Origin of the sequence: Sphaerisporangium aureirubrum, from assembly GCF_042658925.1 — a bacterium.
GTDB lineage: Bacteria > Actinomycetota > Actinomycetes > Streptosporangiales > Streptosporangiaceae > Sphaerisporangium > Sphaerisporangium aureirubrum.
The window spans coordinates 1-20,925 of record NZ_JBHSRF010000066.1 but is presented as its reverse complement, the minus strand read 5'-3'; the positions used below and the strand labels follow the sequence as shown (position 1 = coordinate 20,925).

The following is a 20,925-nucleotide window of genomic DNA, read 5'->3' as shown; positions in this document are numbered from 1 at the left end:
GCTTGGCGAAAGCGCTGCGCGGGAGGGGTTCGGTGACGACGGGATCGGACAGGACCCCCGGCGCGACGCTGGACGCGGTCCTGGAGCGCATCACCTACGCCAACGAGGAGACCGGGTACACCATCGCGCGGGTGGCGGTGGAGCGGGGCGGGGACGATCTGGTGACGGCGGTGGGGCCGTTGCTGGGGGCGCAGGTGGGGGAGAGTCTGCGGCTGACCGGGCGGTGGGGGTCGCATCCCCGGTACGGCAGGCAGTTCGAGGTGTGGTCGTACACGACGGTGCTGCCGGCCACCGTGCAGGGGATCCAGCGTTATCTCGGGTCGGGGCTGGTGAAGGGCATCGGGCCGCGGATGGCGGAGCGCATCGTCGATCATTTCGGGCTGGACACCCTGGAGGTGATCGAGTCGGCGCCCGAGCGGCTGGTGGAGGTGCCGGGGCTTGGGCCCAAGCGCACCAAGATGATCGCGGTCGCGTGGGAGGAACAGAAGATCATCAAAGAGGTGATGATCTTCCTGCAGGGGGTCGGGGTGTCCACCTCGATCGCGGTGCGCATCTTCAAGCAGTACGGCGACGCCTCCATCACGGTGGTGCGCACCGAGCCGTACCGGCTGGCCGACGACGTGTGGGGCATCGGGTTCAAGACGGCCGACACCATCGCCCAGGCGGTCGGCATCCCGCACGACAGCCCCGACCGGGTGAAGGCCGGGCTGCGGTACACCCTGTCGCAGGCCGCCGACGGCGGGCACTGCTACCTGCCGGCGCCCAACCTGGTGGGCGACGCGGTGAAGATCCTCGAGGTGCCGGCCGAGCTGGTGGCCTCCTGCCTCGACGAGCTGGCCGCCGACGAGGGGGTGGTGCGCGAGGAGGTGCCCGCCGGGGACGGCACGGTGCCCGCGGTGTACCTGGTGCCGTTCCACCGGGCGGAGCTGTCGCTGGCGGGGTCGCTGCTGCGGCTGCTGGAGGGCGGCCACGACCGGCTGGGCGTGTTCCGGTCGGTCGACTGGGACGCGGCGCTCGGGTGGCTGCGCGAGCGCACCGGCACCGAGCTGGCCGCCGGGCAGGCCGAGGCGGTGCGCCTGGCGCTCACCTCCAAGGTGGCGGTGCTGACCGGCGGCCCCGGGTGCGGCAAGAGCTTCACGGTGCGTTCCATCGTGGCGCTGGCCCGGGCCAAGAGGGCCAAGGTGGTGCTGGCCGCGCCCACCGGCCGGGCGGCCAAGCGGCTGTCGGAGCTGACCGGGCACGAGGCCACCACCGTGCACCGGCTGCTGCAGCTGCGGCCCGGCGGGGACGCCACCTTCGACCGGGACAACCCGCTGGACGCCGACCTGCTGGTGGTGGACGAGGCGTCCATGCTGGACCTGCTGCTGGCCAACAAGCTGATCAAGGCGGTCGCCCCCGGCGCGCACGTGCTGCTGGTGGGGGACGTCGACCAGCTGCCCTCGGTGGGGGCCGGGGAGGTGCTGCGCGACCTGCTGGCGGCCGAGGTGCTGCCCCGGGTGCGGCTGACGCAGATCTTCCGGCAGGCGCAGAAGTCGGGGGTGGTGGTCAACGCGCACCGCATCAACACGGGCCTGCACCCGGCCCTGGAGGGCATGTCGGACTTCTTCCTGTTCCCCTGCGAGGAGCCCGAGGAGATCGCGGCGCTGACCGTGGACGTGGTGTCGCGGCGCATCCCGCGCCGGTTCGGCCTGGACCCGCGCCGCGACGTGCAGGTGCTGGCGCCGATGCACCGGGGCGCGGCCGGGGCGGGCAACCTGAACACCGCGCTGCAGGAGGCGCTGACCCCCGCGCGGGAGGGCATGCCCGAGCGGCGGTACGGCGGGCGGGTGTTCCGCATCGGCGACAAGGTCACCCAGCTGCGCAACAACTACGACAAGGGCACGGCCGGGGTGTTCAACGGCACCGTGGGGGTGGTCACCGACCTGAGGCCCGAGGACGGCAGGCTGACCGTCCGCACCGACGAGGACGAGAACGTCGACTACGCCTTCGACGAGCTGGACGAGCTGGCGCACGCCTACGCGGTGTCCATCCACCGCTCCCAGGGCAGCGAGTACCCCGCGGTGGTGATCCCGCTGGCCACCAGCGCGTGGATGATGCTGCAGCGCAACCTGCTGTACACGGCGGTGACCCGGGCCAAGAGACTGGTGGTGCTGGTGGGGTCGCGCCGGGCGCTCGGGCAGGCGGTGCGCACCCGGGGCGCCGGGCGGCGGCACACCGGCCTCACCCACCGGCTGCGGCAGGACTGACCCCCGCGCGGGGATTAGGCCCGCCGGTGCGGGCCGATAGTGATCATTGTTTCGGGGTAGTCCGGGCAATGTGCACCCCATAGGCGTCTCAAATGCTGACAAAGACCGTAACTCGCCCCGGCGGCCCCACATGGCCTCCCACGTCCGCATTCGTCCTCTGTGGTGGCCGAAATGTGATCTAACTCGCCCAAAAGATGTACGTATCGGTGCCCATGCCTATTAGGGTTTTTTCATGGGACTTTGCCGACTGGGGGAGAAGTGACCGTGCGGGACGTTCGTCAGCGTCTTAGGACCCCGATCACCGCGCTGGCCCTGGTGGTCGCGGGCCTGCTGACCGTGTCGTCGTGCTCCGGTGGCGGTCCCGCCCTGCCCGGTGCCTCCTCCGGGCCGGACGCCTCCACCGCGCCCCCCGTCCCCGCGCCCACCATCAAGATCAGCCCGGTGAAGGGCGCGGCCAAGGTCCGCCCCGACAAGCCGGTCGTGGTCACCGCCGCCGGCGGCGCCCTGGAGGACGTCAACCTCACCAGCGGCGGCAAGCCCGTCGAGGGCGAGTTCAACGCCGACCGCACCCGCTGGAAGTCCAGCGGGCCGCTCAAGCCCGCCAGCGAGTACAGCATCACCGCCAGGGCCGCCGGCGAGGGCGGCCCGGCCACCGTCACCGGCGGGTTCACCACCCTCACCCCCGCCAGGCAGCTGCGGATCGCCGACGTCACCCCCAACCTCAAGGGCGAGACGGTCGGCATCGGCATGCCGATCATGGTGACGTTCGACCAGGAGGTGAAGGACAAGAAGTCGGTGGAGGCCGCGCTCACCGTCACCTCCGACAAGCCGGCCACCGGCGCGTGGCGCTGGATGAGCGACCGGCTGGTCATCTACCGGCCCGCCAAGTACTGGGCGGCGCACCAGAAGGTCAAGCTCACCGCCAACCTGCAGGGTGTGCGGGGCGCGTCCGACATGTACGGCGTGCGCAACTACACGGCCACCATGAAGATCGGCGCGGCGTGGATCAGCACCGTCAGCACCCGCGCGCACACCATGGTGGTCCGCAAGGACGGCAAGGTGGTCAAGCGCATGGCGATCAGCGCCGGCAAGGCCACCACGCGTGAGTACACCACCACCAACGGCGTCCACCTGACCATGGAGCGCGGGAACCCGGTCACCATGATCTCGCCCGGCAAGAAGGAGGGCGACCCCGGCTACTACAAGGAGATCGTCAACCACGCCGTGCGGATCTCCAGCAGCGGCGAGTACGTGCACAGCGCCCCCTGGTCGGTCGGCTCCCAGGGCCGCGCCAACGTCAGCCACGGCTGCGTCAACGCCCGCCCCGACCAGGCCAAGTGGTTCTACGACAACTTCCACCGCGGCGACATCGTCAAGGTCACCGGCACCAACCGCCAGCTGGAGTGGAACAACGGCTGGGGCTTCTGGCAGATGTCGTTCAAGCAGTGGCGCAAGGGCAGCGCCCTCCCCAAGTCCACCCAGACCGTCACCGGCTGACCCGCCCGGACCCCGGGAAGGGCCGTAAAGGCCCGTACGGGCCCGCGGATCGGCCTGGCTACCGGTTACAGCAGGGCCATCTGGCGGGTGGCGGCGCGGCTGGGGGTCCAGGGGCGGTTCTTGGCGCCGATGCCGTACAGGCGGGCGAACTCGGTGACGCGGGCGGTGACGCGGTCGCGGTAGGCCTGGGCGGCCACGGCGCCGCCGCCGTACAGCTCGGTGTAGCGGGGCAGCAGGGCGGGGTGCTGCTCGGCGAGCCAGCGCAGGTACCACTCGCGCGAGCCGGAGGGCAGTTGCAGCACCAGCGGGGTGATGCTCACCGCGCCGGTCTCGGCGACCCGGCGCACCACGGCGCGCAGCTGGTCCTCCGAGTCGGTGAGGCACGGCAGGATGGGCGCCATCAGCACGCCGCACGCGGCGCCGCGCTCGTTGAGCTCGGCGCATAACTCCAGGCGTTTCTGCGCGCTCGGCGCGCCGGGCTCCACGGCGCGGCGCAGGCGGTCGTCCACGAAGCCGATCGACACCATCACCCGCGCCTCGGCCACCTCGGCGGCCTGGGCGATCAGGTCGGCGTCCCGCAGCACCAGCGCGCTCTTGGTCATCACCTGGAACGGGTTGCCGCTGTCGCGCAGCGCCGCCACGATGCCCGGCATGAGGCGGTAGGTGCGCTCGGCGTCCTGGTAGCAGTCGCCGGTGAGCCCGATGGCGACCGTCTCGCCGCGCCACCGCGGCTTGGCCAGCTCGGCCCGCAGCCGCCGCGCGGCGTCGGTCTTCACCACGATGGCCGACCCGAAGTCCCGCTCGCCGTCCAGCCCGAGGTAGCGGTGCCCGCGCCGCCCCGCGCAGTACAGGCACGCGTGGGCGCACCCGCGGTAGGGGCTGACCGACCAGTCGACCCCGAGGCCGATGGCGGGGGGCACCTTGTCGATGACGGTGCGCGAGGCGACCTCGTAGAACGTGGTCTCGCCCTCAGTGCGGCGCACCGCCCGCCGCTCGATCCGCGGGCGTTCCGCGGGGGCGTCCGCGACGAGGGGAAGGGCGTCGAAACGCATGCCCCACAGTGGAACACGTTTTCGATACCGTTGGCAACCCGGCTCGCCGCCGCCCGCCCCCCGACCGGACTCCCGGGGCGGCGGGGGCACAGCTGGTACGGTTGGGGCAGGTGAGCCGGGAAGCCTGGTCGGCACGTTTCGTCCCGTCGGTTGTGAAGGATGTGCGTGTGCGCGCCCGAGACCTGCTCGCTGACCTGCCCGTCGTCGGGCTCGACGACCCCATCACCGAGGCCGCGCGCCTGCTCGCGCGGCACGACCTGCCCGGCGTGATCGTGGTGGACGCCGCCGGGGTGCCGGTGGCGGTGCTCCCCGGGCCGCAGGTGCTGCGCCTGGCGGTGCCGGCCTACTGCCAGGACGACCCGGCGCTGGCGCGGGTGGTGGACGAGGCGCACGCCGACGAGCTGCTGGGGCGCCTGCACGGCCTGGTGGTGCGCGACGCGCTGCCGCCGCACCCGAGCGAGCTGCCGGTGACCGACCCGGACGCCACGGTGCTGGAGCTGGCGGCACTGATGGCCCGGACCCGCAGCCCCATCGTCGCGGTGATGGACGGCGGGCGGCTGGCCGGGGCGGTCACCCTGCGGGCGCTGCTGGCGCGCATGCTCGCCGCATGACGCTGCTCGCCTGGGCGAGCGTGGCGGTGTTCCTGGCCGCCTACGCGCTGATCGCCACCGAACGCGTGCACCGGGTCGCCGCCGCCCTCGGCGGCGCGGGCGTCATGCTGCTGATCCACGCCACCGACGCCGGGGCGGCGTTCTTCTCCCGGCACTCGGGGATCGACTGGAACGTCGTGTTCCTGCTGCTCGGCATGATGATCATCGTGGGGGTGCTCAAGCAGACCGGGGTGTTCGAGTACCTGGCCATCTGGGCGGCCAAACGCGCCCGCGGGCGCCCGTTCCCGCTGATGACGCTGCTGGTGGTGATCACCGCGCTGGCCTCGGCGCTGCTGGACAACGTCACCACCGTGCTGCTGATCGCGCCGGTGACGTTCCTGGTGTGCGAGCGGCTGGCGCTGCCGGTGGCGCCGTTCCTGATCGCCGAGGCGATGGCGTCCAACATCGGCGGCGCCGCCACCCTGGTCGGCGACCCGCCCAACATCATCATCGCCAGCCGCGGCGGCCTGACGTTCAACGACTTCCTGGCGCACATGGCGCCCATGGTGGCCGTGCTGATGGTGGTGTTCGTCGTGCTGTGCCGCCTGATGTTCGCCCGGCGGCTGCGCTACGACCCGGCGCGGGCGGGCGCCGTCATGGCGCTGGACGAGCGGGAGGCGATCGCCGACCCGCGGCTGCTGTGGCAGAGCCTGGCCGTGCTCGGCCTGGTGCTGGCCGCGTTCGTGCTGCACCCGGTGCTGCACTACGAGCCGTCGGTGGTGGCGCTGCTCGGCGCCGGCACGCTGGTGGCGCTGACCAGGGTGACCACCCGGCAGGCCCTGGCCGAGGTGGAGTGGCCCACCCTGGTGTTCTTCGCCGGGCTGTTCGTCATGGTCGGCGCCCTGGTGGAGACCGGCGTCATCGGCCGGCTGGCCGAGGCCGCCGCCGGCGCCTCCGCGGGGCGCCCGGAGCTGACCGCGATGGGCCTGCTCGGCGTCTCGGCGGCGGCGTCGGCGATCGTGGACAACATCCCCTACGTCGCCACGATGAGCCCCATCGTCGAGCAGCTGGTGCACACCTCCGGCGGCCCGGACGGCGGACGGGTGCTGTGGTGGGCGCTGGCGTTCGGCGCCGACCTCGGCGGCAACGCCACCGCCGTCGGCGCCGCCGCCAACGTGGTGGTCCTCGGCATCGCCGCCCGCAACCGCACCCCGATCAGCTTCTGGGAGTTCACCCGCTACGGCCTGATCGTCGCCGCGGTCACCGTCACCCTGGTGGCGCCGTACCTGTGGCTGCGCTACCTGTGAGCGGTCAGTCCCCGGCCGGGGGGTAGGGCGTCGCCGACACCACCGCGCCGGCCGGGACCGGGCCGTAGATGTGGGGGAACCGCTCGGCCGCGCCCGGCGGGGTCTCCAGCACCACCGGGCAGCCGAGCAGGGACTCGTCGATGGCCAGCACCACCAGGGGCTCGGTGACGCCGCCGTAGTAGCGCCCGGCGACCCCGTCCAGCTGCTCCCTGCCGGAGCAGGCGTGGATGTAGCCCTCCTGCTCCAGGGTGCGGCCCAGGGTGGACACGCGGTACTCGCCGGCCTGCCGCGCGGCGGCCCAGTCGGCGGCCAGCGCCAGGTGAAGGATCATCAGTGGGCTCCCGTCAGGTTGAGCAGCACCACGCCGCCGATGATCAGGGCGATCCCCGCCACCTTGGGCAGGCTCAGGCCCTCGCCGAGGAACAGCGCACCGATCACGGCGATCGCCGCGGTGCCCACCCCGGCCCACACCGCGTACGCGATGCCGACCTCCATCTGCGTCTTCAGCACCCGCGCCAGCAGCGCGAACGAGGCGACGTACCCCAGCGCCACCACCACCGCCCACCCCTTGTGGGCGAACCCGTCGCTCAGCTTCAGCGCCGTGGTGGCCAGCACCTCGCACGCGATCGCGCCCGCGAGCAGCAACCACGCCATCGACCCGGCCTCCAGAGGTTCCCGGCCGGCGCGGCGCGCCGGCACGCCGCCCGACTCTAGCGCCCCCCGTCCCCCCGGTTCCCCTCAGGTCCCCCCGGTCGTCAGGGCAGCAGTTTGCTCCGCAGGCGGGCCGCGGCGAACATCAGCCCGGCCGCGGTGAGGGCCAGCAGGTAGGCGGCGTGGCCGAGCAGCGGCCAGCCGGGCGCCCCGACGCACAGGCCGCGCACCAGCTCCACCGAGTGGTACAGCGGCGTCAGCCAGACCACCACCTGCGCGGCGGCCGGGTAGTCGCCGACCGGGGCGAAGGTGCCCGAGAACAGGAACAGGGCGAACTGGCCGGTGTTCATCAGGTCGAAGTCCTGCCAGCCGCGCAGCAGGGTGCTGACCGCCATGCCGAGCGCCCCGAACGCCAGCCCCACCAGCATGGTCGCCGGGAACGCCGCCAGCGCCCACAGCGGGGACGTCAGCCCGAACGCCACCATCACCACCAGGAACGCCGCGGTGTACACCGACCCGCGGATCATCGCCCAGCCGAGCTCGCCGAGCGCCACCTCCAGCGGCCGCACCGGCGTGGCCAGCACCGCCTCGAACGTCTTCTGGTACTTCATCTTGAAGAAGAAGTTGATCGTGGTCTCGGCCAGCGCGCCCGACATGGCGGCCACCGCCAGCATCGCGGGGGCGACGAACGCGGCGTAGGACAGGGTGCGCCCGCCCACGTCCAGGTTCCCGACCAGCGCGCCCACGCCCACGCCGATGGACAGCAGGTACAGCAGCGGCTCGCAGAACCCCGACAAGATGACCAGCCAGTAGGCCGGTCCCGAGCGCATCACGCCGACGTTGCGGTTGATCACCGCGCCCACCCGGGCCGGGGACACCCGGGCGGCGATCATCGTGGTCACCATGGCGATCAGTCCTGGAGGCGGGATCGGAAGGCGCGCAGCGCCCAGACGACGCCGGCGGCGGACACCGCCAGCAGGTAGGCCACGTGCGCGGCCACCGGCCAGTGCGGCGCGACGCCCAGCGTGGCCGCGCGCTGCAACTCCACCCCGTGCCACAGCGGCGACACGTACGCCAGCGGCCGGACCACGCCGGGCAGCTGGTCCACCGGGAAGAACACCCCGCCGAACAGCATGGCGGGGACCAGCACGAACCGGAACAGCAGCACGAAGTAGCTGTCGTGCGGCACGGTGGCGGCGAAACCGGTGGTGGGCGCCGCAGCGGCCAGCCCCGCCAGCGCGCACACCAGCGGCGTGGCCAGTGCCCACGGCGAGCGCAGCGCGCCGAACAGCGCGGTGACGGCCAGCACGATGAGCACCGACAGCAGCACGCGCAGCACGACGAACAGCAGCCAGCCGCACACGATGTCGCCGATCCGCACCGGCGTGGCGCGCATGGCGTGGAAGCCCCGCACCCATTTGAAGTCGCCGAACACCGGCCAGGTGCACTCGCCGACCGCGATCTGGAACGCGGTGGAGGCCAGCACCCCGGGCACGATCCACGCCAGGTAGTCGACGCCCTCGACCTGCCCGACGCGGCCCCCGACACCGACGCCGAAGCCCACAAGGATCATGAAGGGCATCAGGAACGAGGAGAACGCCGACGCCCGCCACAGCCTGCGGTGCAGCGTCAGGTACCGCTCCAGCACCGCCGTCGTCGGCCCGAGCCCGGCGCCGCCTCCGAAGGGCCGCGGAGGGCCGCCCGGCGCGGCCCCGGCGGCGGGCCCGGTCGCGGTGGTGGTCATCGCTCACCTCCGGCGGGCGCGTGCGGCCCGGTCGTCGCGGCGGCCATCAGTCGACCAGGGTGCGGCCGGTGATGTGCAGGAAGACGTCCTCCAGGGAGGAGCGGCGCACCAGCACGCTGGTGGGGGACAGGCCGCGCCGGTGGATCTCGGCGACCGCGGCGTCGCCGTCGGCGGCGTACACCAGCACGCGGTCGGGCAGCGGGTCGGCCCGCTCGCCGACGCCTACCAGCTTGCCGGCGACGTCGGCGGGCCGCTGGTCGCCGAACCGCAGCTCCACCACCTCGGCGGTGGAGTAGGTCTCGATGAGCGTGCGGGGCGAGCCCTCGGCGACGATGCGGCCGCCGTCCATGACGACCAGCCGGTCGCACAGCTGCTCGGCCTCGTCCATGTAGTGGGTGGTCAGCACCAGCGTGGTGCCGCGCCGTTTCAGCTGGAACAGCCGCTCCCACAGCAGGTGCCGCGCCTGGGGGTCCAGCCCCGTGGTGGGCTCGTCCAGCAGCACCAGGTCGGGGTCGTTGATCAGCGCCCGCGCGATGGTGAGGCGCCGCTTCATGCCCCCCGACAGCGGCTCCACGGGGCTGCCCGCCCGGTCGGCCAGCTGCACGAACTCCAGCATCTCGTCGGCGCGGCGCCGCGCCTCGGCCCGCGCGATCCCGAAGTACCGGGCGTAGGTGGTGAGGTTCTCCCGCACGTTCAGGTCGGGGTCGAGGTTGTCCAGCTGCGGGCACACCCCCAGCCGCCCCCGGATGCGGGTGCCGTCCCTGACCGGGTCCATGCCGAGGATGCGCAGCTCCCCCGACGTCGGCGCCGACACGCACCCGATCATGCGCATCGTCGACGACTTCCCCGCCCCGTTGGGCCCGAGGAACCCGAACGCCTCACCGGGCGCCACGTCCAAGTCGATGCCGTCCACCGCGGTGAACCCACCGAACCGTTTGACCAGCCCACGCGCGTAGATGAGGGAGTCCCCAGACATGCGCCAGACCCTAGCCCGGCCCCCCGACATTCCGGCAACAGGTTTTCCGCCCCCGGCCCTCCCGGGACGCCGCACCCGCGGCCCCTCCGGCGCCGCGCTGCGGCGCGGCCGTGACGGCGCGCGCTCCGGCATCCCCGGCCGCCCGCCCCGGGGGCGGCGCGTCAGGTTCCCGCCGCGCCGGAGGGGTCACACGGTGCCGCTCTCACCGGAGGGCGGGCCGGCGCTCACACGCCGTCGCGGGGACCGGACGAGACGACCTTCGCCGCCACCCTGCCGGTCAGGCGCCGGACGGCCCACAGCACGCCCTGGTGGACGGCCACGCCGGCCAGGGCGTTGGCGGCGCCCAGGGCGGCGGCGCCGAGCAGCAGGGTAGGGGACGCCGCCGCGCCGGAGCTGGTGCCCAGCACGAGCAGGGTCCAGACGACGGTGCCCGCCAGGAGGGCCGGGCGGGGCCAGCGGCCGAACAGGAGGCCGTAGAGGATCATGGTGGGGATCAAAAGATCGCTCCCGGTGGACGACGGACGCCGACCGCACCATCATCGCCCCTGCGGGGCGGCGGGGCCACCGGCCGCGTGATCGCGTCCGGGCCCGGCGGGGCGGGGTTACTCGACGACCAGCCGCACCGGGATGTTGCCGCGGGTGGCGTTGGAGTAGGGACACACCTGGTGGGCGGCCTCCACCAGGGCCTCGCCCTGCTCGCCGTGCAGTTCGTCGGGGAGCTCGACACGCAGGGTGACCTCCAGGCCCATGCGGCCCTCCGCCGCGGCGACCAGGCCCACCTCGGCGGTGACCGAGGCGTGGGAGACGTCGAGCTTGCGGCGGCGGGCCACCAGGGACAGGGCGCTGGCGAAGCAGGCGGCGTATCCGGCGGCGAACAGCTGCTCGGGGTTGGTGCCCTCGCCGGTGCCGCCGAGCTCGGACGGCGGGGCCAGCGTGAGGTCCAGCAGGCCGTCGGAGGAGACCGCACGCCCCTCACGGCCCGAGGCGGTGACGATGGCGGTGTACAGCGTAGACATGGAGGATCCCTCTCTGGCGCCGGACGCGAACCGAATTATGTTCGGTACGAGCCAATCTAGCGCCACCCGAACACGCCGCGGCGGCCGGGTCCCCGGGCCCTGTGCGGGCGCCCCTGTCGGGCTCGTCACCCGGGCCGCCGGGGCGTCGTCGCGCGGCGGTGGGCCGGTGCGGTCAGATGACGGGGCCGCCGTCGGCGCGGGGGCGGGGGAGGCGTTCCAGCATGGTGGCCAGGTCGTCGGCGTGGTCCTCCTCGTCGGCGAGCAGCTGCTCGAAGACGCGGCGGGTGGTGGGGTCGCCGTCGCCCAGCCACTGGGCGATCTCGGTGTAGGAGGCGATGGCGACCCGTTCGGCCACCAGGTCCTCCCTGATCATGTCGAGGAGGTCGAGGCTGGAGTCGTACTGGGTGTGGGCGCGGGTGCTCAGGCGTGCGGGGTCGAAGTCGGGCTGGCCGCCGAGCTGGGCGATGCGGTCGGCCAGCATGTCGGCGTGCCGCTGCTCGTCGGCGGCGTGCTCCAGGAACTCCTTCGCCACCGGCTCGGCGTGGATGCCGGTCGCGGTGTAGTAGTGGCGTTTGTAGCGCAGCACGCAGACGATCTCGGTGGCCAGGGCCTCGTTGCAGACCTGGACGACGCGGGGCAGGTCGGCGCCGTAGGCCTCGGTGACCGGCCCTTTGTCGATCTGCGCCCGTGCCCGGTCGCGCAGCGTCTGGATGTCCGTGAGAAACTCCGCCATGTGGTGCCTGTACCCCGCCCCACCCGGCAGGATGCGCCATTAATCCTTTTTGTCGGTTTCGGTGGGCGGGACGATCCCGGTGGCCGCCAGGAAGTCCTCCACCAGGTGCCCGGTGTCGCGGGAGAAGTCCAGCACCACCCCGTTCTCGTCCGGCTCCAGCGGCTCCAGCGCCGCGTACTGCGAGTCCACCAGCGACGCGGGCATGAAGTGCCCCTGACGGCCCGCCACCCGCCGCCGCACCACCTCGGGGTCGCCGTGCAGATGCACGAAGAACACCGCCGGCGCGGCCTCGCGCAGCACGTCCCGGTAGCCGCGCCGCAGCGCCGAGCAGGCGGACACCGCCCCGGTGCCGGCACGCCCCGCCAGCCATTCGCCCACCGCGCGCAGCCACGGCAGCCGGTCGGCGTCCTGCAGCGGGATCCCGGCCGCCATCTTGGCGACATTGGCCGGGCTGTGGAAGTCGTCGGCGTCGGCGAACGGCAGGCCGAGGCGCGCGGCCAGGGCGCGGCCCACCGTCGTCTTGCCCGACCCCGACACGCCCATCACCACCAGCAGCGGGACAGGAGAGGTTTCGGAGCCCGGGGAGCGGGCAGCGGGCGGAGGGTCGGCGATGGTCATCGGCTGCCTCACGATGGTGAGCGGTCGGCGGTGTGGCGACAGAGTGGCACGACTGATCAGTCATAATCAAGTACAAGCACTCATAAATCATATTTATAGGGCGTGTGGCTGGCTTTGCATCTGTTTTGTGGAAGGATCGGCGACCGTGGGGGGCAATGACCAGACCATTCCGCCGGCCGCCGGCTCGGGCCTGCACGGGGACGTGCTCGACGGCCTGGGCACCCTGATCACCTCAGGGGCGCTGTCCACCGGCGCGGTGCTGCGCGGCGAGCAGCTGGAACGCCGCTTCGGGGTGTCGCGGTCGGTGGTCCGCGAGGCGATCCGGGTGCTGGAGTCGATGGGCCTGGTGACCAGCCGCCGGCGCGTCGGGGTGACCGTGGCGCCGCGCACCGCCTGGAACCTGTTCGACCCGCACGTCATCCGCTGGCGCCTGGCCGGGGCCGACCGCGCCGAGCTGCTGGGGTCGCTGGGGGATCTGCGCCGCGGCGTGGAACCGGTGGCCGCCGCCCTGGCCGCCCGCAACGCCACCCCCGCGCAGTGCGGCGTGCTCACCGGGGCCGTCATGCGCATGGCCGTGCACGGGCGCGCCGGGGAGTCGCGCGACTACCTGCAGGCCGACGTCCTGTTCCACCGCACGCTGCTGGAGGCCTCCGGCAACGAGATGCTGCGCGCCCTCACCGACGTGGTCACCGAGGTGCTGCGCGGCCGCACCCAGCACGGCCTGATGCCCGCCGTCCCCGAGGGCGCCGCGATCCGCCGGCACGCCGACGTCGCCGAGGCGGTGCAGTCCGGCGACGCCGAGGCCGCCGAGCGCGCCATGCGCGACATCGTGGACGAGGCCACCACCGCCATGCTCACCCCGCCCCCCGCCGAGCCCCCGGCGCCGCCCCCCGGGCCGGCGCACCACAACAACCACCAGGCCGACGCCCACTGACCCCCGCGCTCAGCCGAGCCGGGGACCGCGAGACGCGGGGATCCACAGCGTGCGGTCGGCCGGCGGGGGAGTGAACGGCAGGGTGACCACCGCCTCGGGGGTCCCCGAGGGGTCGAGGGCGTCCAGGACCAGCAGCGCGGCGCGGCGCCGCGCGTGGTCGCGCACCGGCACCAGCAGGCGGCCGTCGCCCTCGGCGGCGCCGCGCGGCACGAACACCGGCTCCTCCGCGCGCAGCCCCGGCGCCAGCGCCAGCACCCGGCGCGTCCCGGCGGCCAGGTCGCACGCCACCAGCGCCCGCCCGTCCTGGTCCGGCCCGAACAGCACCTGGTGCCTGCGCCCGGCCCGCCGCGGGTCCACCGCCGCCCCCTCCGGCGCTCCCGCCAGCGGGGCCGTCCGCACCGTCCCGCCGGCCGGGTCCAGCGTCCAGCGGCGCGGCCCCCGCAAGACCGGCTCCACACCGCGGGCATCCGACTCACCCTGAATGTCGGTTCCGGTGACGTCGACGACGACGCGTGCGCCGTCGTCGAAGGCGTTCACCACCCGGGCGCACGGCTCGGCGGCGAACCAGCGCGGCCCGCCGTGCCCGTGGCGGGGGAGCAGCCCGACGCGGGCGGGGCGGCCGTGCGGGCGGTAGGGGAGCGGGTCGCCCATCAGGTCGGCGGCGCGGCTGTAGGCGACCGGCGGGTCGTACACCACCCAGAACCGCCCGGTCCGCGCCACCACCCGGGCCTGCGGCGCCCCCGGGACGGCCCGCTCGCCGCCCGGGGTCCCGGCCGCGGCCAGTTCCGCCGCGAGCGCGGGGGGCAGGCCGGGGAGGGCCAGGCGGCGGGCGGTGCCGCCGGACAGGCGGATCCCGCAGACCAGGGGGCGGCCGGGCCGCCCGGAGGGGCCGATCCGCACCAGGGCGCCGTCCAGCGCGGCGGGGATGGCGCCCTCGACGGGGAACGGCCCGGCGCCGTCGGCTCCCCGGGGACCGTCCCGGTGGACGGGCGGCTCCCGGCCCGGCGCGGCGGCGCCACCGGTGGCGGCGGGGCGGGGGAGCCGGGGCGCCCGGGGGTGGGCGTGCTCGGTGACGGCCATACTGGGCACCTCCTGGTGCGGGTTACATAACGGCGTTATGTCAAAAATAACGGTGTTATGCCATACTGTCAAGGTGAGCCCACGACGATCCGATCCGCGTACCGGCCCCGCCCTGGTCGACATCGCCGCCCGCCTGCTCGCCGACGAGGGCCCCCAGGCCCTGTCGGCGCGGCGCCTGGCCTCCGAGGCGGGCAGCTCCACCATGGCCGTGTACACCAACTTCGGCGGCATGAGCGGCCTGGTCCGCGAGATGGTCTACGAGGGGTTCGCCCGCCTGCAGGAGTACTTCTCCCGGGTCGCCGAGACCGGCGACCCGGTGTGCGACATGGTGCTGCTGGGCCGCGCCTACCGCCACAACGCCCTGACCAACCCCCACCTGTACGCCGTGATGTTCGGCGGCGCGTCCCTGGCCGGGTTCTCCCTGGGCGCCGAGGACCGCCAGTACGGCCGCTACACCCTCGGCACCGTCGTCGACTGCGCCACCCGCTGCCTGCGGGCCGGCCGTTTCGCCGTCGGCGACGCCGAGCTGATCGCCCACCAGCTGTGGACCGCCGTGCACGGCCTGGTCACCCTGGAACTCGGCGAGTACCTCATCGCCCCCTGCGACGCCGACCGCGTCTTCGAGTCCCAGCTGGCCGCCCTGATGGTGGGCGCCGGCGACACCCTGCAGGCCGCCACCCGCTCGGTCGCCGCGTCCCTGCCCCGCCTGGACACCGAGGTCCGCACCCCCGCCTGACGGGCGCGCCGCCGCGAAACATCGGGGAACCGGGATGATTCCCGGGGGCGGGGATGTTCGGTGATGTTCGGACGACTGGCGTCACCGGAGGAGAGAGAGCACCATGACGGATCGGGCGGATCAGACGATCAAGGCGTTGCGTTCGGGGCTGGACGACCTGGCGGCGCTGGTGCGCGGGCTGGGCGAGCAGGACCTGGCGCGGACCTCGGGGGCGTCGCAGTGGGACGTGTCGCAGGTCCTCAGCCACCTGGGCAGCGGCGCCGAGATCAGCCTGGCGGGCCTGCAGGGCGCACTGGCCGGGACCGGCGCCCCCTCGGGCGACTTCATCAGGGGCGTGTGGGCACGCTGGGACGGCATGTCGCGCGCCGAGCGGGCCGCCGAGTTCGCCACCGCCAACGAGGCCCTGGTGCGGCGCTTCGAGGACCTGGACCCCCGGGCCCGGCAGGACCTGCGGATCGAGCTGTGGTGGCCGTCGGAGCCGCTGGACGTCGCCGGGTACGCCGCGATGCGGCTCAGCGAGTTCACCCACCACACCTGGGACGTCAAGGCCGCCACCGACCCCGGCGCGGCCCTGGCCCCCGAGGCGGTGGAACTGCTGCTGGACACCGCCGGCGGCCTGGTCGGGTTCGTCGGCAAGGCCGACGGCCTCGGCGGACGCACCGCCAGCGTCGCGGTGCGCACCACCGCCCCCGCGCGCTCCCTCGGCCTGCACGTCGGCGGCACCGTCACCCTCACCGCCGCCCCCGACACCCCCGACGCCACGCTGGAGGCCCCCGCCGAGTGGTGGCTGCGCCTGGTGTCGGGCCGCCACGCCCCCGGGCACACCCCGCCCGCCGTCCGCCTCACCTCCGCCACCCTCACCCTGGACGACCTGCGCCGCGTCTTCCCCGGCTTCTGACCGCCCCGCCCCGGGCCGCGGGGACCACACCCCCGCGGCCCGGCGCCCGCCGCGTCCCCAGGCCGGCCGGGTGTCACATCCAGGCGGGCGGCGCGGTCATCTCCGTGGAACATCCGTTTCCCGGAGAAAAGGGGATAATGATCATGGACATCGCCTTATGGGCAGCACAGATCCTGCTGGCCGGCGTCTTCCTGGGGTCGGGCGTGGTCAAGTCCATCTGGCCCAAGGACCGCGTGATCGCGTCCGGCCAGACCGGCGTGGCACCGTTCCCGCAACCGGTGATCCGGCTGGTCGCGGCGGCCGAGCTGTGCGGCGCGGCCGGCCTGATCGCGCCGTGGGCGACCGGGATCGCGCCCCTGCTCACCCCGGCCGCCGCGATCGGCCTGAGCGTCGTGATGATCGGCGCCCTGATCAGCCACAGCGCGCTGCTGCGCGCCGACCGCCGCGCCGGGCGCGGCTCCCGCGAGGCGCGCAACCTCGCCGTCAACACGGTGATCCTCGCGTTGTGCCTGTTCGTCGCCATCGGCCGCCTCTGAACCGGGCCGCGCCACCCCGGCCGGGCGGGATCCGGCGTCAGCCCGGCGGCGGGACGGGGGAGGGGACGGTGATGCGCCACGCGGCCGGGGTCACCGTCCACGTCCGCCCCGACACCGGGCCGGTGATCTCACCGTCGGCGTTCACCTCCGACGCGGGCCCGCTGATCTGGATCCGCGAGCCCCGCGCGAACACCACCGTGTCCTGGCGCCCGTGCCGGCCGAGGCGCAGCAGCACCCCGTAGACCAGGCGGCGCACCGGGCCGGTGGAGAACGACACCATCACGTCGGCCAGCCCGTCGTCGGGCCGCGCGCCGGGCGTCAGGGGGGTGCCGCCGCCGATGCTGGTGCCGTTGCCGACACCCACCATCAGCACCCGGCGCCGCCCGTCGGCCAGGACCCGCCCGTCCACCTCCACCCGCACCCGCCACCCCCGCGCGCGCACCCCGGCGGCCAGCCCCCCGGCCGCGTACGCGAACCGCCGCAGCACCGGCTTGAGCGCGGTCGCCGCCTGACCGGCCGCCACACCCACACCCAGATGCACCGCGTTGACCACGATCCCGCCCTGGTCGTCGTACAGCAGGTCCATCCGCCGCTCCACCCCGCCGGTCACCACCCGCGCCGCCTGCGAGGGCTCCAGCGGGATGCCCAGCGCCCGCGCCATGTCGTTGCCGGTGCCCAGCGGCACCAGCCCCACCGTGCGGGTCTTCAGCTCGCCACGCGCCGACAACGCCGCCACCACCCCGTGCAGCGTCCCGTCGCCCCCCACCGCCACCGGATCGCGCCCCGGATGCTCACCCAGCAGCCCGGCCAGATCCCGCGGATCACCAGCCGTGACCTCCACCACGTCGGCGTGCTCCTTCAGCACCGCCATGACCACGTCGTGCGCCTCGTCACCGGCCCCTCCGGCCGAGGGATTCCTCAGTACGAGCAGCCGCCGCATCGCCTCGCCCTCCGCCCAGCCCGCCACGGGCACCGGATGCCCCGCCGCTGACGGTCTACCCCCCACCCCCCGGCGAAACGCCCGCCCCGCACCCCGGCCGCGGCAGGGACACCCGGCACGGGCGCACCGCCGGACGCCGGGCCGCGGCACGCACACCAGCCCGGCCCCGTACCCGGCCGGACGCCGGGCCGCGGCACGCACACCGGCCCCTGCCCCGGCGCGCCCCGCCGAACGGCAGGGCGCGGTGCACGGCCAGGCCCGCGTCCCGCCACGGCGGCCGGACGCGGGGCCGCGGGTGGTCAGCTGCCGGCGTACACCCGGTGGACGAACTCGGCCAGTTCGGTGTCGGAGAGCTCCTTGGCCAGGTCCGCCTCGCTGATCATGCCGACCAGGCGGTGGTGGTCGATGACGGGCAGCCGCTTGATCTGGTGGCTGGTCATCACCTCCAGCGCCTCCTCGACGCTGGCCTCCGCGTTCACCCACACCAGCCCCCCGGCCAGCTCCCCGGCCGTGGTCCGGTCCATGTCGCAGCCCTCGGCGCAGCACCTGACCACGATGTCCCGGTCGGTGATGATGCCCTTGAGCCGGTCGTCCTCGCCGCAGATCGGCAGCGCGCCGACCGACAGGTCGCGCATCATCCGCGCGGCCACGCGCAGGTTGTCGTGCTCACCGACGCACTGCGCGCCCTCGTGCATGACGTCGTGCGCCGTCTTGCCGGATCCGTATGCGGTCATCGGTACCCCCGGTGTAGTCCGTCGGACTTCTACCTACGAGGGAGTTATGCCCGGGAAATTCCGTCAACCGGGGATTATGCGGACTATCTCCCGGTTGTTGTGGTGCTGGTTGCCGGGCCGGGGGAGCACCACCCCGGCCCGGCAACCGCGGACAGGGCCGCCGCGGCCCGCTCCCCGGCGACCCTGCCCAGTCCGATCCCCCCTCCCGGCCCCGGCCGGACGGCGCGGGGTCAGGCGGTACATCCTCAGGCGGTCATCCCGCCGCCACCGCCGGCTCACCCGCCGGTTCCACGGCCGGGGGGATGTTGAGATTGCCGCGGAACACGTTCCCCGGATCCCACTCCCGCTTCACCCGCGCCAGCCGCAGCCAGTCGTCCGCCGCGTACGCCGACGCCGTACGCGCCGGGTCGGACAGAAAGTTCAGGAACGACCCCCCGGTCACATGCGGCCGCACCGCCGCCACCAGCTCGGGAACCCGCTCGTCCAGCGTCACCGACAACGGCGCCGCCCGGTGACCCACCGGCCCCGCGCCCGCCCCGGGACGCGCCATCGCGCCACCCCAGTGCCGCACCTCCACCGCCGACACCGGCGAATCACCGTCGTCCACCGCCCCGGCCAGCACCTCCACCAGCGCGTCCGGAAGATCATGGGCGAACTCCACGTGCGCCGACCGGGTCCCGCCCATCGCCGCCTCGGCGAACGGCACCCGCTCCAGGCCGTCGTGCAACGCCGCCCCGGCCACCGCCCGCAACGGCCGCAACGCCCGCTCGGCCCGCCCCGGCGCCCCCGTCGACAACACCTTCAGCACCACCGCCCGCCGGCCCCGCACCACCGCCGGGATCTCCGGCGCGTCCGGCAACCGCCGCACCAGCACCGCCGTACTCAGCCCGTCCGGCGCCGACCCCACCCACTCGCGGTACCGGGCCAGCAACTCCGCGGCCCGCGCCGCCGGGAAGTACACCGCCCCGGCGTACACCCGCCGCACCGGATACAACCGGAACGACAGCGACGTCACCACCCCGAAATTCCCCCCACCGCCCCGCAACGCCCAGAACAGATCACCGTGCCGCCCGCCGTCCACCTCCGCAAGCCGCCCGTCCGCCGTCACCACCCGCGCCCGCACCACACTGTCGGCCGCGAACCCGTACCGCCGCGCCAGCCACCCCACCCCACCGCCCAGCGTGTACCCCGTCACCCCGACATCGGGGGACGACCCCGCCAGCGGCGCCAGCCCGTACACCGCCGCCGCCTCGATCACCCGGCCCCAGCACGCACCCGGCCCCACCCGCGCCACCCGCGCCACCGGATCCACCTGCACCGCGTCCATCGCCGCCGTCCGCAGCAGCACCCCGCCGTCACACGGCACATGCGTACCGTGCCCGGTGGCCTGCACCGCCAGCGGCACCCCGTGCCCGGCCGCCACCCCCACCGCAGCCCGCACATCCCCCTCCGACCGCGCCTCCACCACCACCGCCGGCCACGGATCGATCGTGTCGAACAACGGCGCCCGCGCCGCGTCGTACCCCTCGTCACCGGGCAGATGCACCGCACCGGCCACCCGGCCACGCAACCGCCGCCCCGCCGCCCGCACCGCACCACCGGAACCGAGGCCACCGGCAGGCGACGAACCGTCCTCCACACGCCGGGTCATGTGCGCACCCCCATCCGTCCGAATCCGACAGCGGCCCGCACCGGCCCGCCGCAACCACCATGCGCCACCCCCTTTACGGCCACCTGACCACCGCCTTACGGCCCCCCGCCCACCACCCCGTAACCACCACCCCACACCCACGCGACGCCGTGAAACCCCGCCCCGCGCGGCGTTATCGTGACACCCATGCGTTTTGGCGTGCTGGGGCCGCTGACAGCCTGGACGGCCGACGACCGCCCGGTCCCCATCCCCGGCCTCAAAGTCCGCGCCCTGCTGGCCGACCTGCTCGCCCACGACGGCCGCCCCGTCCCCGCCGACCGCCTCATCGACGACCTATGGGCCGGCGACCCCCCCGGCAACGCCACCGGCGCCCTGTCGGCCAAGATCTCCCAGCTGCGCCGCGCCCTGGAGGACGCCCAGCCCGGCGCCCGCGCCCTGCTCGCCGCCCACCCCGCCGGCTACCAGCTGTGCGTCGACACCACCAACGCCGACCACCTCACCTTCACCGACCTGCTCACCAAAGCCCGCCACACCACCACCCCCCGCACCAAGGCCACCCTGCTCGCCGACGCCCTGGCCCTGTGGCGCGGCCCCGCGTTCGCCGACTTCCGCGACGAACCATTCCTGCACCCCACCATCGCCCGCCTGGAAGAACAACACCTCACCGCCCGCGAAGAACACGCCGAGACCCGCCTGCACCTCGGCGAACACACCCAGCTCGCCGACGAACTCACCGAACTGCTCCGCGAGCACCCCCTGCGCGAACGCCTGCGCGCCGCCCACATGCGCGCCCTCTACCGCGCCGGACGCCCCAGCGAAGCCCTCGACAGCTACCACCGCCACCGCGACCACCTGGCCGCCGAACTCGGCCTCGACCCCGGCCCCGCCCTCACCGGCCTCCACCAGGCCATCCTCACCCAGGACCCCGCCCTCGACGCCCCCGCCACCACCCCGCCCCCCACGCCCCCGCCCGCCCTCCCCACCCC

The 20,925-nt window shown here is 74.2% G+C and carries 23 protein-coding genes; 9 read left to right on the top strand and 14 right to left on the bottom strand.

The features are described 5' to 3' along the window. The first annotated feature begins 32 nt into the window (after positions 1-32). Both recD2 and ACFP1K_RS31020 read left to right on the top strand, forming a co-directional pair. Positions 33-2,246: an SF1B family DNA helicase RecD2 gene (gene recD2 / locus ACFP1K_RS31025; RefSeq protein WP_380759971.1), complete on the top strand. Its 2,214-nt coding sequence runs from the start codon at positions 33-35 to the stop codon at positions 2,244-2,246. A 264-nt stretch (positions 2,247-2,510) separates the two neighbouring features. Further along, positions 2,511-3,743, top strand: coding sequence for a L,D-transpeptidase (locus ACFP1K_RS31020; protein ID WP_380759969.1), 1,233 nt, complete (start codon positions 2,511-2,513; stop codon positions 3,741-3,743). A gap of 65 nt (positions 3,744-3,808) precedes the next feature. Here ACFP1K_RS31020 and ACFP1K_RS31015 read toward each other — a convergent pair whose 3' ends face one another. Beyond that, positions 3,809-4,795, bottom strand: coding sequence for a radical SAM protein (locus ACFP1K_RS31015; protein WP_380759967.1), 987 nt, complete (start codon positions 4,793-4,795; stop codon positions 3,809-3,811). A 167-nt stretch (positions 4,796-4,962) separates the two neighbouring features. On the opposite strand from ACFP1K_RS31015, the gene ACFP1K_RS31010 reads away from it, so the two are divergent. After that, complete coding sequence (locus ACFP1K_RS31010; RefSeq protein WP_380759965.1) at positions 4,963-5,406, top strand: CBS domain-containing protein; 444 nt, start codon at positions 4,963-4,965, stop codon at positions 5,404-5,406. Beyond that, entirely contained in the window at positions 5,403-6,692 is a 1,290-nt protein-coding gene (locus tag ACFP1K_RS31005; RefSeq protein WP_380759962.1) for an ArsB/NhaD family transporter, read from the top strand. Before ACFP1K_RS31010 ends, ACFP1K_RS31005 begins: the two co-directional genes overlap by 4 nt. 4 nt (positions 6,693-6,696) lie before the next feature. Here ACFP1K_RS31005 and ACFP1K_RS31000 read toward each other — a convergent pair whose 3' ends face one another. The 9 genes from ACFP1K_RS31000 to ACFP1K_RS30960 form a co-directional block, all read right to left on the bottom strand. Continuing rightward, a complete protein-coding gene (locus ACFP1K_RS31000) occupies positions 6,697-7,023 on the bottom strand; it encodes a DUF952 domain-containing protein (RefSeq protein ID WP_380759960.1) in 327 nt (108 codons plus the stop codon). Beyond that, the gene (locus ACFP1K_RS30995; RefSeq protein WP_380760040.1) at positions 7,023-7,346 is read right to left on the bottom strand and encodes a DMT family transporter; all 324 of its coding nucleotides are present in this window, start codon (positions 7,344-7,346) and stop codon (positions 7,023-7,025) included. The genes ACFP1K_RS31000 and ACFP1K_RS30995 overlap by 1 nt, the downstream gene beginning before the upstream one ends. A gap of 101 nt (positions 7,347-7,447) precedes the next feature. After that, a complete protein-coding gene (locus ACFP1K_RS30990; RefSeq protein WP_380759957.1) occupies positions 7,448-8,248 on the bottom strand; it encodes an ABC transporter permease in 801 nt (266 codons plus the stop codon). Between the two features lie 5 nt (positions 8,249-8,253). Further along, complete coding sequence (locus tag ACFP1K_RS30985; protein WP_380759954.1) at positions 8,254-9,087, bottom strand: ABC transporter permease; 834 nt, start codon at positions 9,085-9,087, stop codon at positions 8,254-8,256. Positions 9,088-9,133: 46 nt separating this feature from the next. Next, positions 9,134-10,063 (bottom strand): ABC transporter ATP-binding protein, encoded by a 930-nt coding sequence (locus tag ACFP1K_RS30980; RefSeq protein WP_380759952.1) that lies wholly within the window; start codon positions 10,061-10,063, stop codon positions 9,134-9,136. 224 nt (positions 10,064-10,287) lie between these two features. Next, positions 10,288-10,548: a hypothetical protein gene (locus tag ACFP1K_RS30975; protein WP_380759950.1), complete on the bottom strand. Its 261-nt coding sequence runs from the start codon at positions 10,546-10,548 to the stop codon at positions 10,288-10,290. Positions 10,549-10,665: 117 nt separating this feature from the next. Beyond that, positions 10,666-11,079, bottom strand: a complete 414-nt coding sequence (locus ACFP1K_RS30970; protein ID WP_380759948.1) for an organic hydroperoxide resistance protein — start codon at positions 11,077-11,079, stop codon at positions 10,666-10,668. Between the two features lie 172 nt (positions 11,080-11,251). After that, positions 11,252-11,812: a ferritin-like domain-containing protein gene (locus tag ACFP1K_RS30965; protein WP_380759946.1), complete on the bottom strand. Its 561-nt coding sequence runs from the start codon at positions 11,810-11,812 to the stop codon at positions 11,252-11,254. A 39-nt stretch (positions 11,813-11,851) separates the two neighbouring features. Continuing rightward, complete coding sequence (locus ACFP1K_RS30960; RefSeq protein WP_380760038.1) at positions 11,852-12,355, bottom strand: gluconokinase; 504 nt, start codon at positions 12,353-12,355, stop codon at positions 11,852-11,854. Positions 12,356-12,575: 220 nt separating this feature from the next. Here ACFP1K_RS30960 and ACFP1K_RS30955 point away from each other — a divergent pair, with 220 nt between their 5' ends. Continuing rightward, the gene (locus tag ACFP1K_RS30955; protein ID WP_380759944.1) at positions 12,576-13,364 is read left to right on the top strand and encodes a FadR/GntR family transcriptional regulator; all 789 of its coding nucleotides are present in this window, start codon (positions 12,576-12,578) and stop codon (positions 13,362-13,364) included. A 9-nt stretch (positions 13,365-13,373) separates the two neighbouring features. Here the strand turns inward: ACFP1K_RS30955 and ACFP1K_RS30950 are convergent, their stop codons facing one another. Next, positions 13,374-14,444, bottom strand: coding sequence for a carotenoid oxygenase family protein (locus tag ACFP1K_RS30950; protein ID WP_380759942.1), 1,071 nt, complete (start codon positions 14,442-14,444; stop codon positions 13,374-13,376). A gap of 73 nt (positions 14,445-14,517) precedes the next feature. Between ACFP1K_RS30950 and ACFP1K_RS30945 the strand changes: the two genes are divergently transcribed. From ACFP1K_RS30945 to ACFP1K_RS30935, 3 genes are all read left to right on the top strand, one after another. Beyond that, positions 14,518-15,180, top strand: a complete 663-nt coding sequence (locus tag ACFP1K_RS30945; protein ID WP_380759940.1) for a TetR/AcrR family transcriptional regulator — start codon at positions 14,518-14,520, stop codon at positions 15,178-15,180. A 103-nt stretch (positions 15,181-15,283) separates the two neighbouring features. Beyond that, positions 15,284-16,078: a maleylpyruvate isomerase family mycothiol-dependent enzyme gene (locus ACFP1K_RS30940; protein ID WP_380759938.1), complete on the top strand. Its 795-nt coding sequence runs from the start codon at positions 15,284-15,286 to the stop codon at positions 16,076-16,078. A gap of 143 nt (positions 16,079-16,221) precedes the next feature. Continuing rightward, positions 16,222-16,614, top strand: a complete 393-nt coding sequence (locus ACFP1K_RS30935; protein WP_380759936.1) for a DoxX family protein — start codon at positions 16,222-16,224, stop codon at positions 16,612-16,614. Between the two features lie 37 nt (positions 16,615-16,651). Here the strand turns inward: ACFP1K_RS30935 and ACFP1K_RS30930 are convergent, their stop codons facing one another. From ACFP1K_RS30930 to ACFP1K_RS30920, 3 genes are all read right to left on the bottom strand, one after another. Then, positions 16,652-17,587 carry a diacylglycerol/lipid kinase family protein gene (locus tag ACFP1K_RS30930; protein ID WP_380759934.1) on the bottom strand — a complete coding sequence of 312 codons (936 nt, stop codon included), beginning with the start codon at positions 17,585-17,587 and terminating at the stop codon, positions 16,652-16,654. A gap of 266 nt (positions 17,588-17,853) precedes the next feature. After that, the gene (locus ACFP1K_RS30925; protein ID WP_380759931.1) at positions 17,854-18,288 is read right to left on the bottom strand and encodes a CBS domain-containing protein; all 435 of its coding nucleotides are present in this window, start codon (positions 18,286-18,288) and stop codon (positions 17,854-17,856) included. A gap of 253 nt (positions 18,289-18,541) precedes the next feature. Further along, on the bottom strand, positions 18,542-19,939 hold the full coding sequence (locus tag ACFP1K_RS30920) for an FAD-binding oxidoreductase (RefSeq protein WP_380759929.1): 1,398 nt from the start codon (positions 19,937-19,939) through the stop codon (positions 18,542-18,544). 186 nt (positions 19,940-20,125) lie between these two features. On the opposite strand from ACFP1K_RS30920, the gene ACFP1K_RS30915 reads away from it, so the two are divergent. Then, positions 20,126-20,925: AfsR/SARP family transcriptional regulator (locus ACFP1K_RS30915; RefSeq protein ID WP_380759927.1), on the top strand; the 800-nt coding region annotated here is incomplete at its 3' end.

Excerpts from the sequence above, each read along its gene's own strand:
- ACFP1K_RS30970 (WP_380759948.1), bottom strand. The coding sequence starts at position 11,079 with ATGTCTACGCTGTACACCGCCATCGTCACCGCCTCGGGCCGTGAGGGG.
- ACFP1K_RS31000 (WP_380759960.1), bottom strand. The coding sequence starts at position 7,023 with ATGATCCTTCACCTGGCGCTGGCCGCCGACTGGGCCGCCGCGCGGCAG.
- ACFP1K_RS30990 (WP_380759957.1), bottom strand. The coding sequence starts at position 8,248 with ATGGTGACCACGATGATCGCCGCCCGGGTGTCCCCGGCCCGGGTGGGC.
- ACFP1K_RS30995 (WP_380760040.1), bottom strand. The coding sequence starts at position 7,346 with ATGGCGTGGTTGCTGCTCGCGGGCGCGATCGCGTGCGAGGTGCTGGCC.
- ACFP1K_RS30925 (WP_380759931.1), bottom strand. The coding sequence starts at position 18,288 with ATGACCGCATACGGATCCGGCAAGACGGCGCACGACGTCATGCACGAG.
- ACFP1K_RS30985 (WP_380759954.1), bottom strand. The coding sequence starts at position 9,087 with ATGACCACCACCGCGACCGGGCCCGCCGCCGGGGCCGCGCCGGGCGGC.
- ACFP1K_RS30940 (WP_380759938.1), top strand. The coding sequence starts at position 15,284 with ATGACGGATCGGGCGGATCAGACGATCAAGGCGTTGCGTTCGGGGCTG.
- ACFP1K_RS31005 (WP_380759962.1), top strand. The coding sequence starts at position 5,403 with ATGACGCTGCTCGCCTGGGCGAGCGTGGCGGTGTTCCTGGCCGCCTAC.
- ACFP1K_RS31015 (WP_380759967.1), bottom strand. The coding sequence starts at position 4,795 with ATGCGTTTCGACGCCCTTCCCCTCGTCGCGGACGCCCCCGCGGAACGC.
- ACFP1K_RS30950 (WP_380759942.1), bottom strand. The coding sequence starts at position 14,444 with ATGGCCGTCACCGAGCACGCCCACCCCCGGGCGCCCCGGCTCCCCCGC.
- ACFP1K_RS30920 (WP_380759929.1), bottom strand. The coding sequence starts at position 19,939 with ATGACCCGGCGTGTGGAGGACGGTTCGTCGCCTGCCGGTGGCCTCGGT.
- ACFP1K_RS30935 (WP_380759936.1), top strand. The coding sequence starts at position 16,222 with ATGGACATCGCCTTATGGGCAGCACAGATCCTGCTGGCCGGCGTCTTC.
- ACFP1K_RS30980 (WP_380759952.1), bottom strand. The coding sequence starts at position 10,063 with ATGTCTGGGGACTCCCTCATCTACGCGCGTGGGCTGGTCAAACGGTTC.
- ACFP1K_RS30975 (WP_380759950.1), bottom strand. The coding sequence starts at position 10,548 with ATGATCCTCTACGGCCTCCTGTTCGGCCGCTGGCCCCGCCCGGCCCTC.
- ACFP1K_RS30960 (WP_380760038.1), bottom strand. The coding sequence starts at position 12,355 with ATGGGCGTGTCGGGGTCGGGCAAGACGACGGTGGGCCGCGCCCTGGCC.
- ACFP1K_RS30965 (WP_380759946.1), bottom strand. The coding sequence starts at position 11,812 with ATGGCGGAGTTTCTCACGGACATCCAGACGCTGCGCGACCGGGCACGG.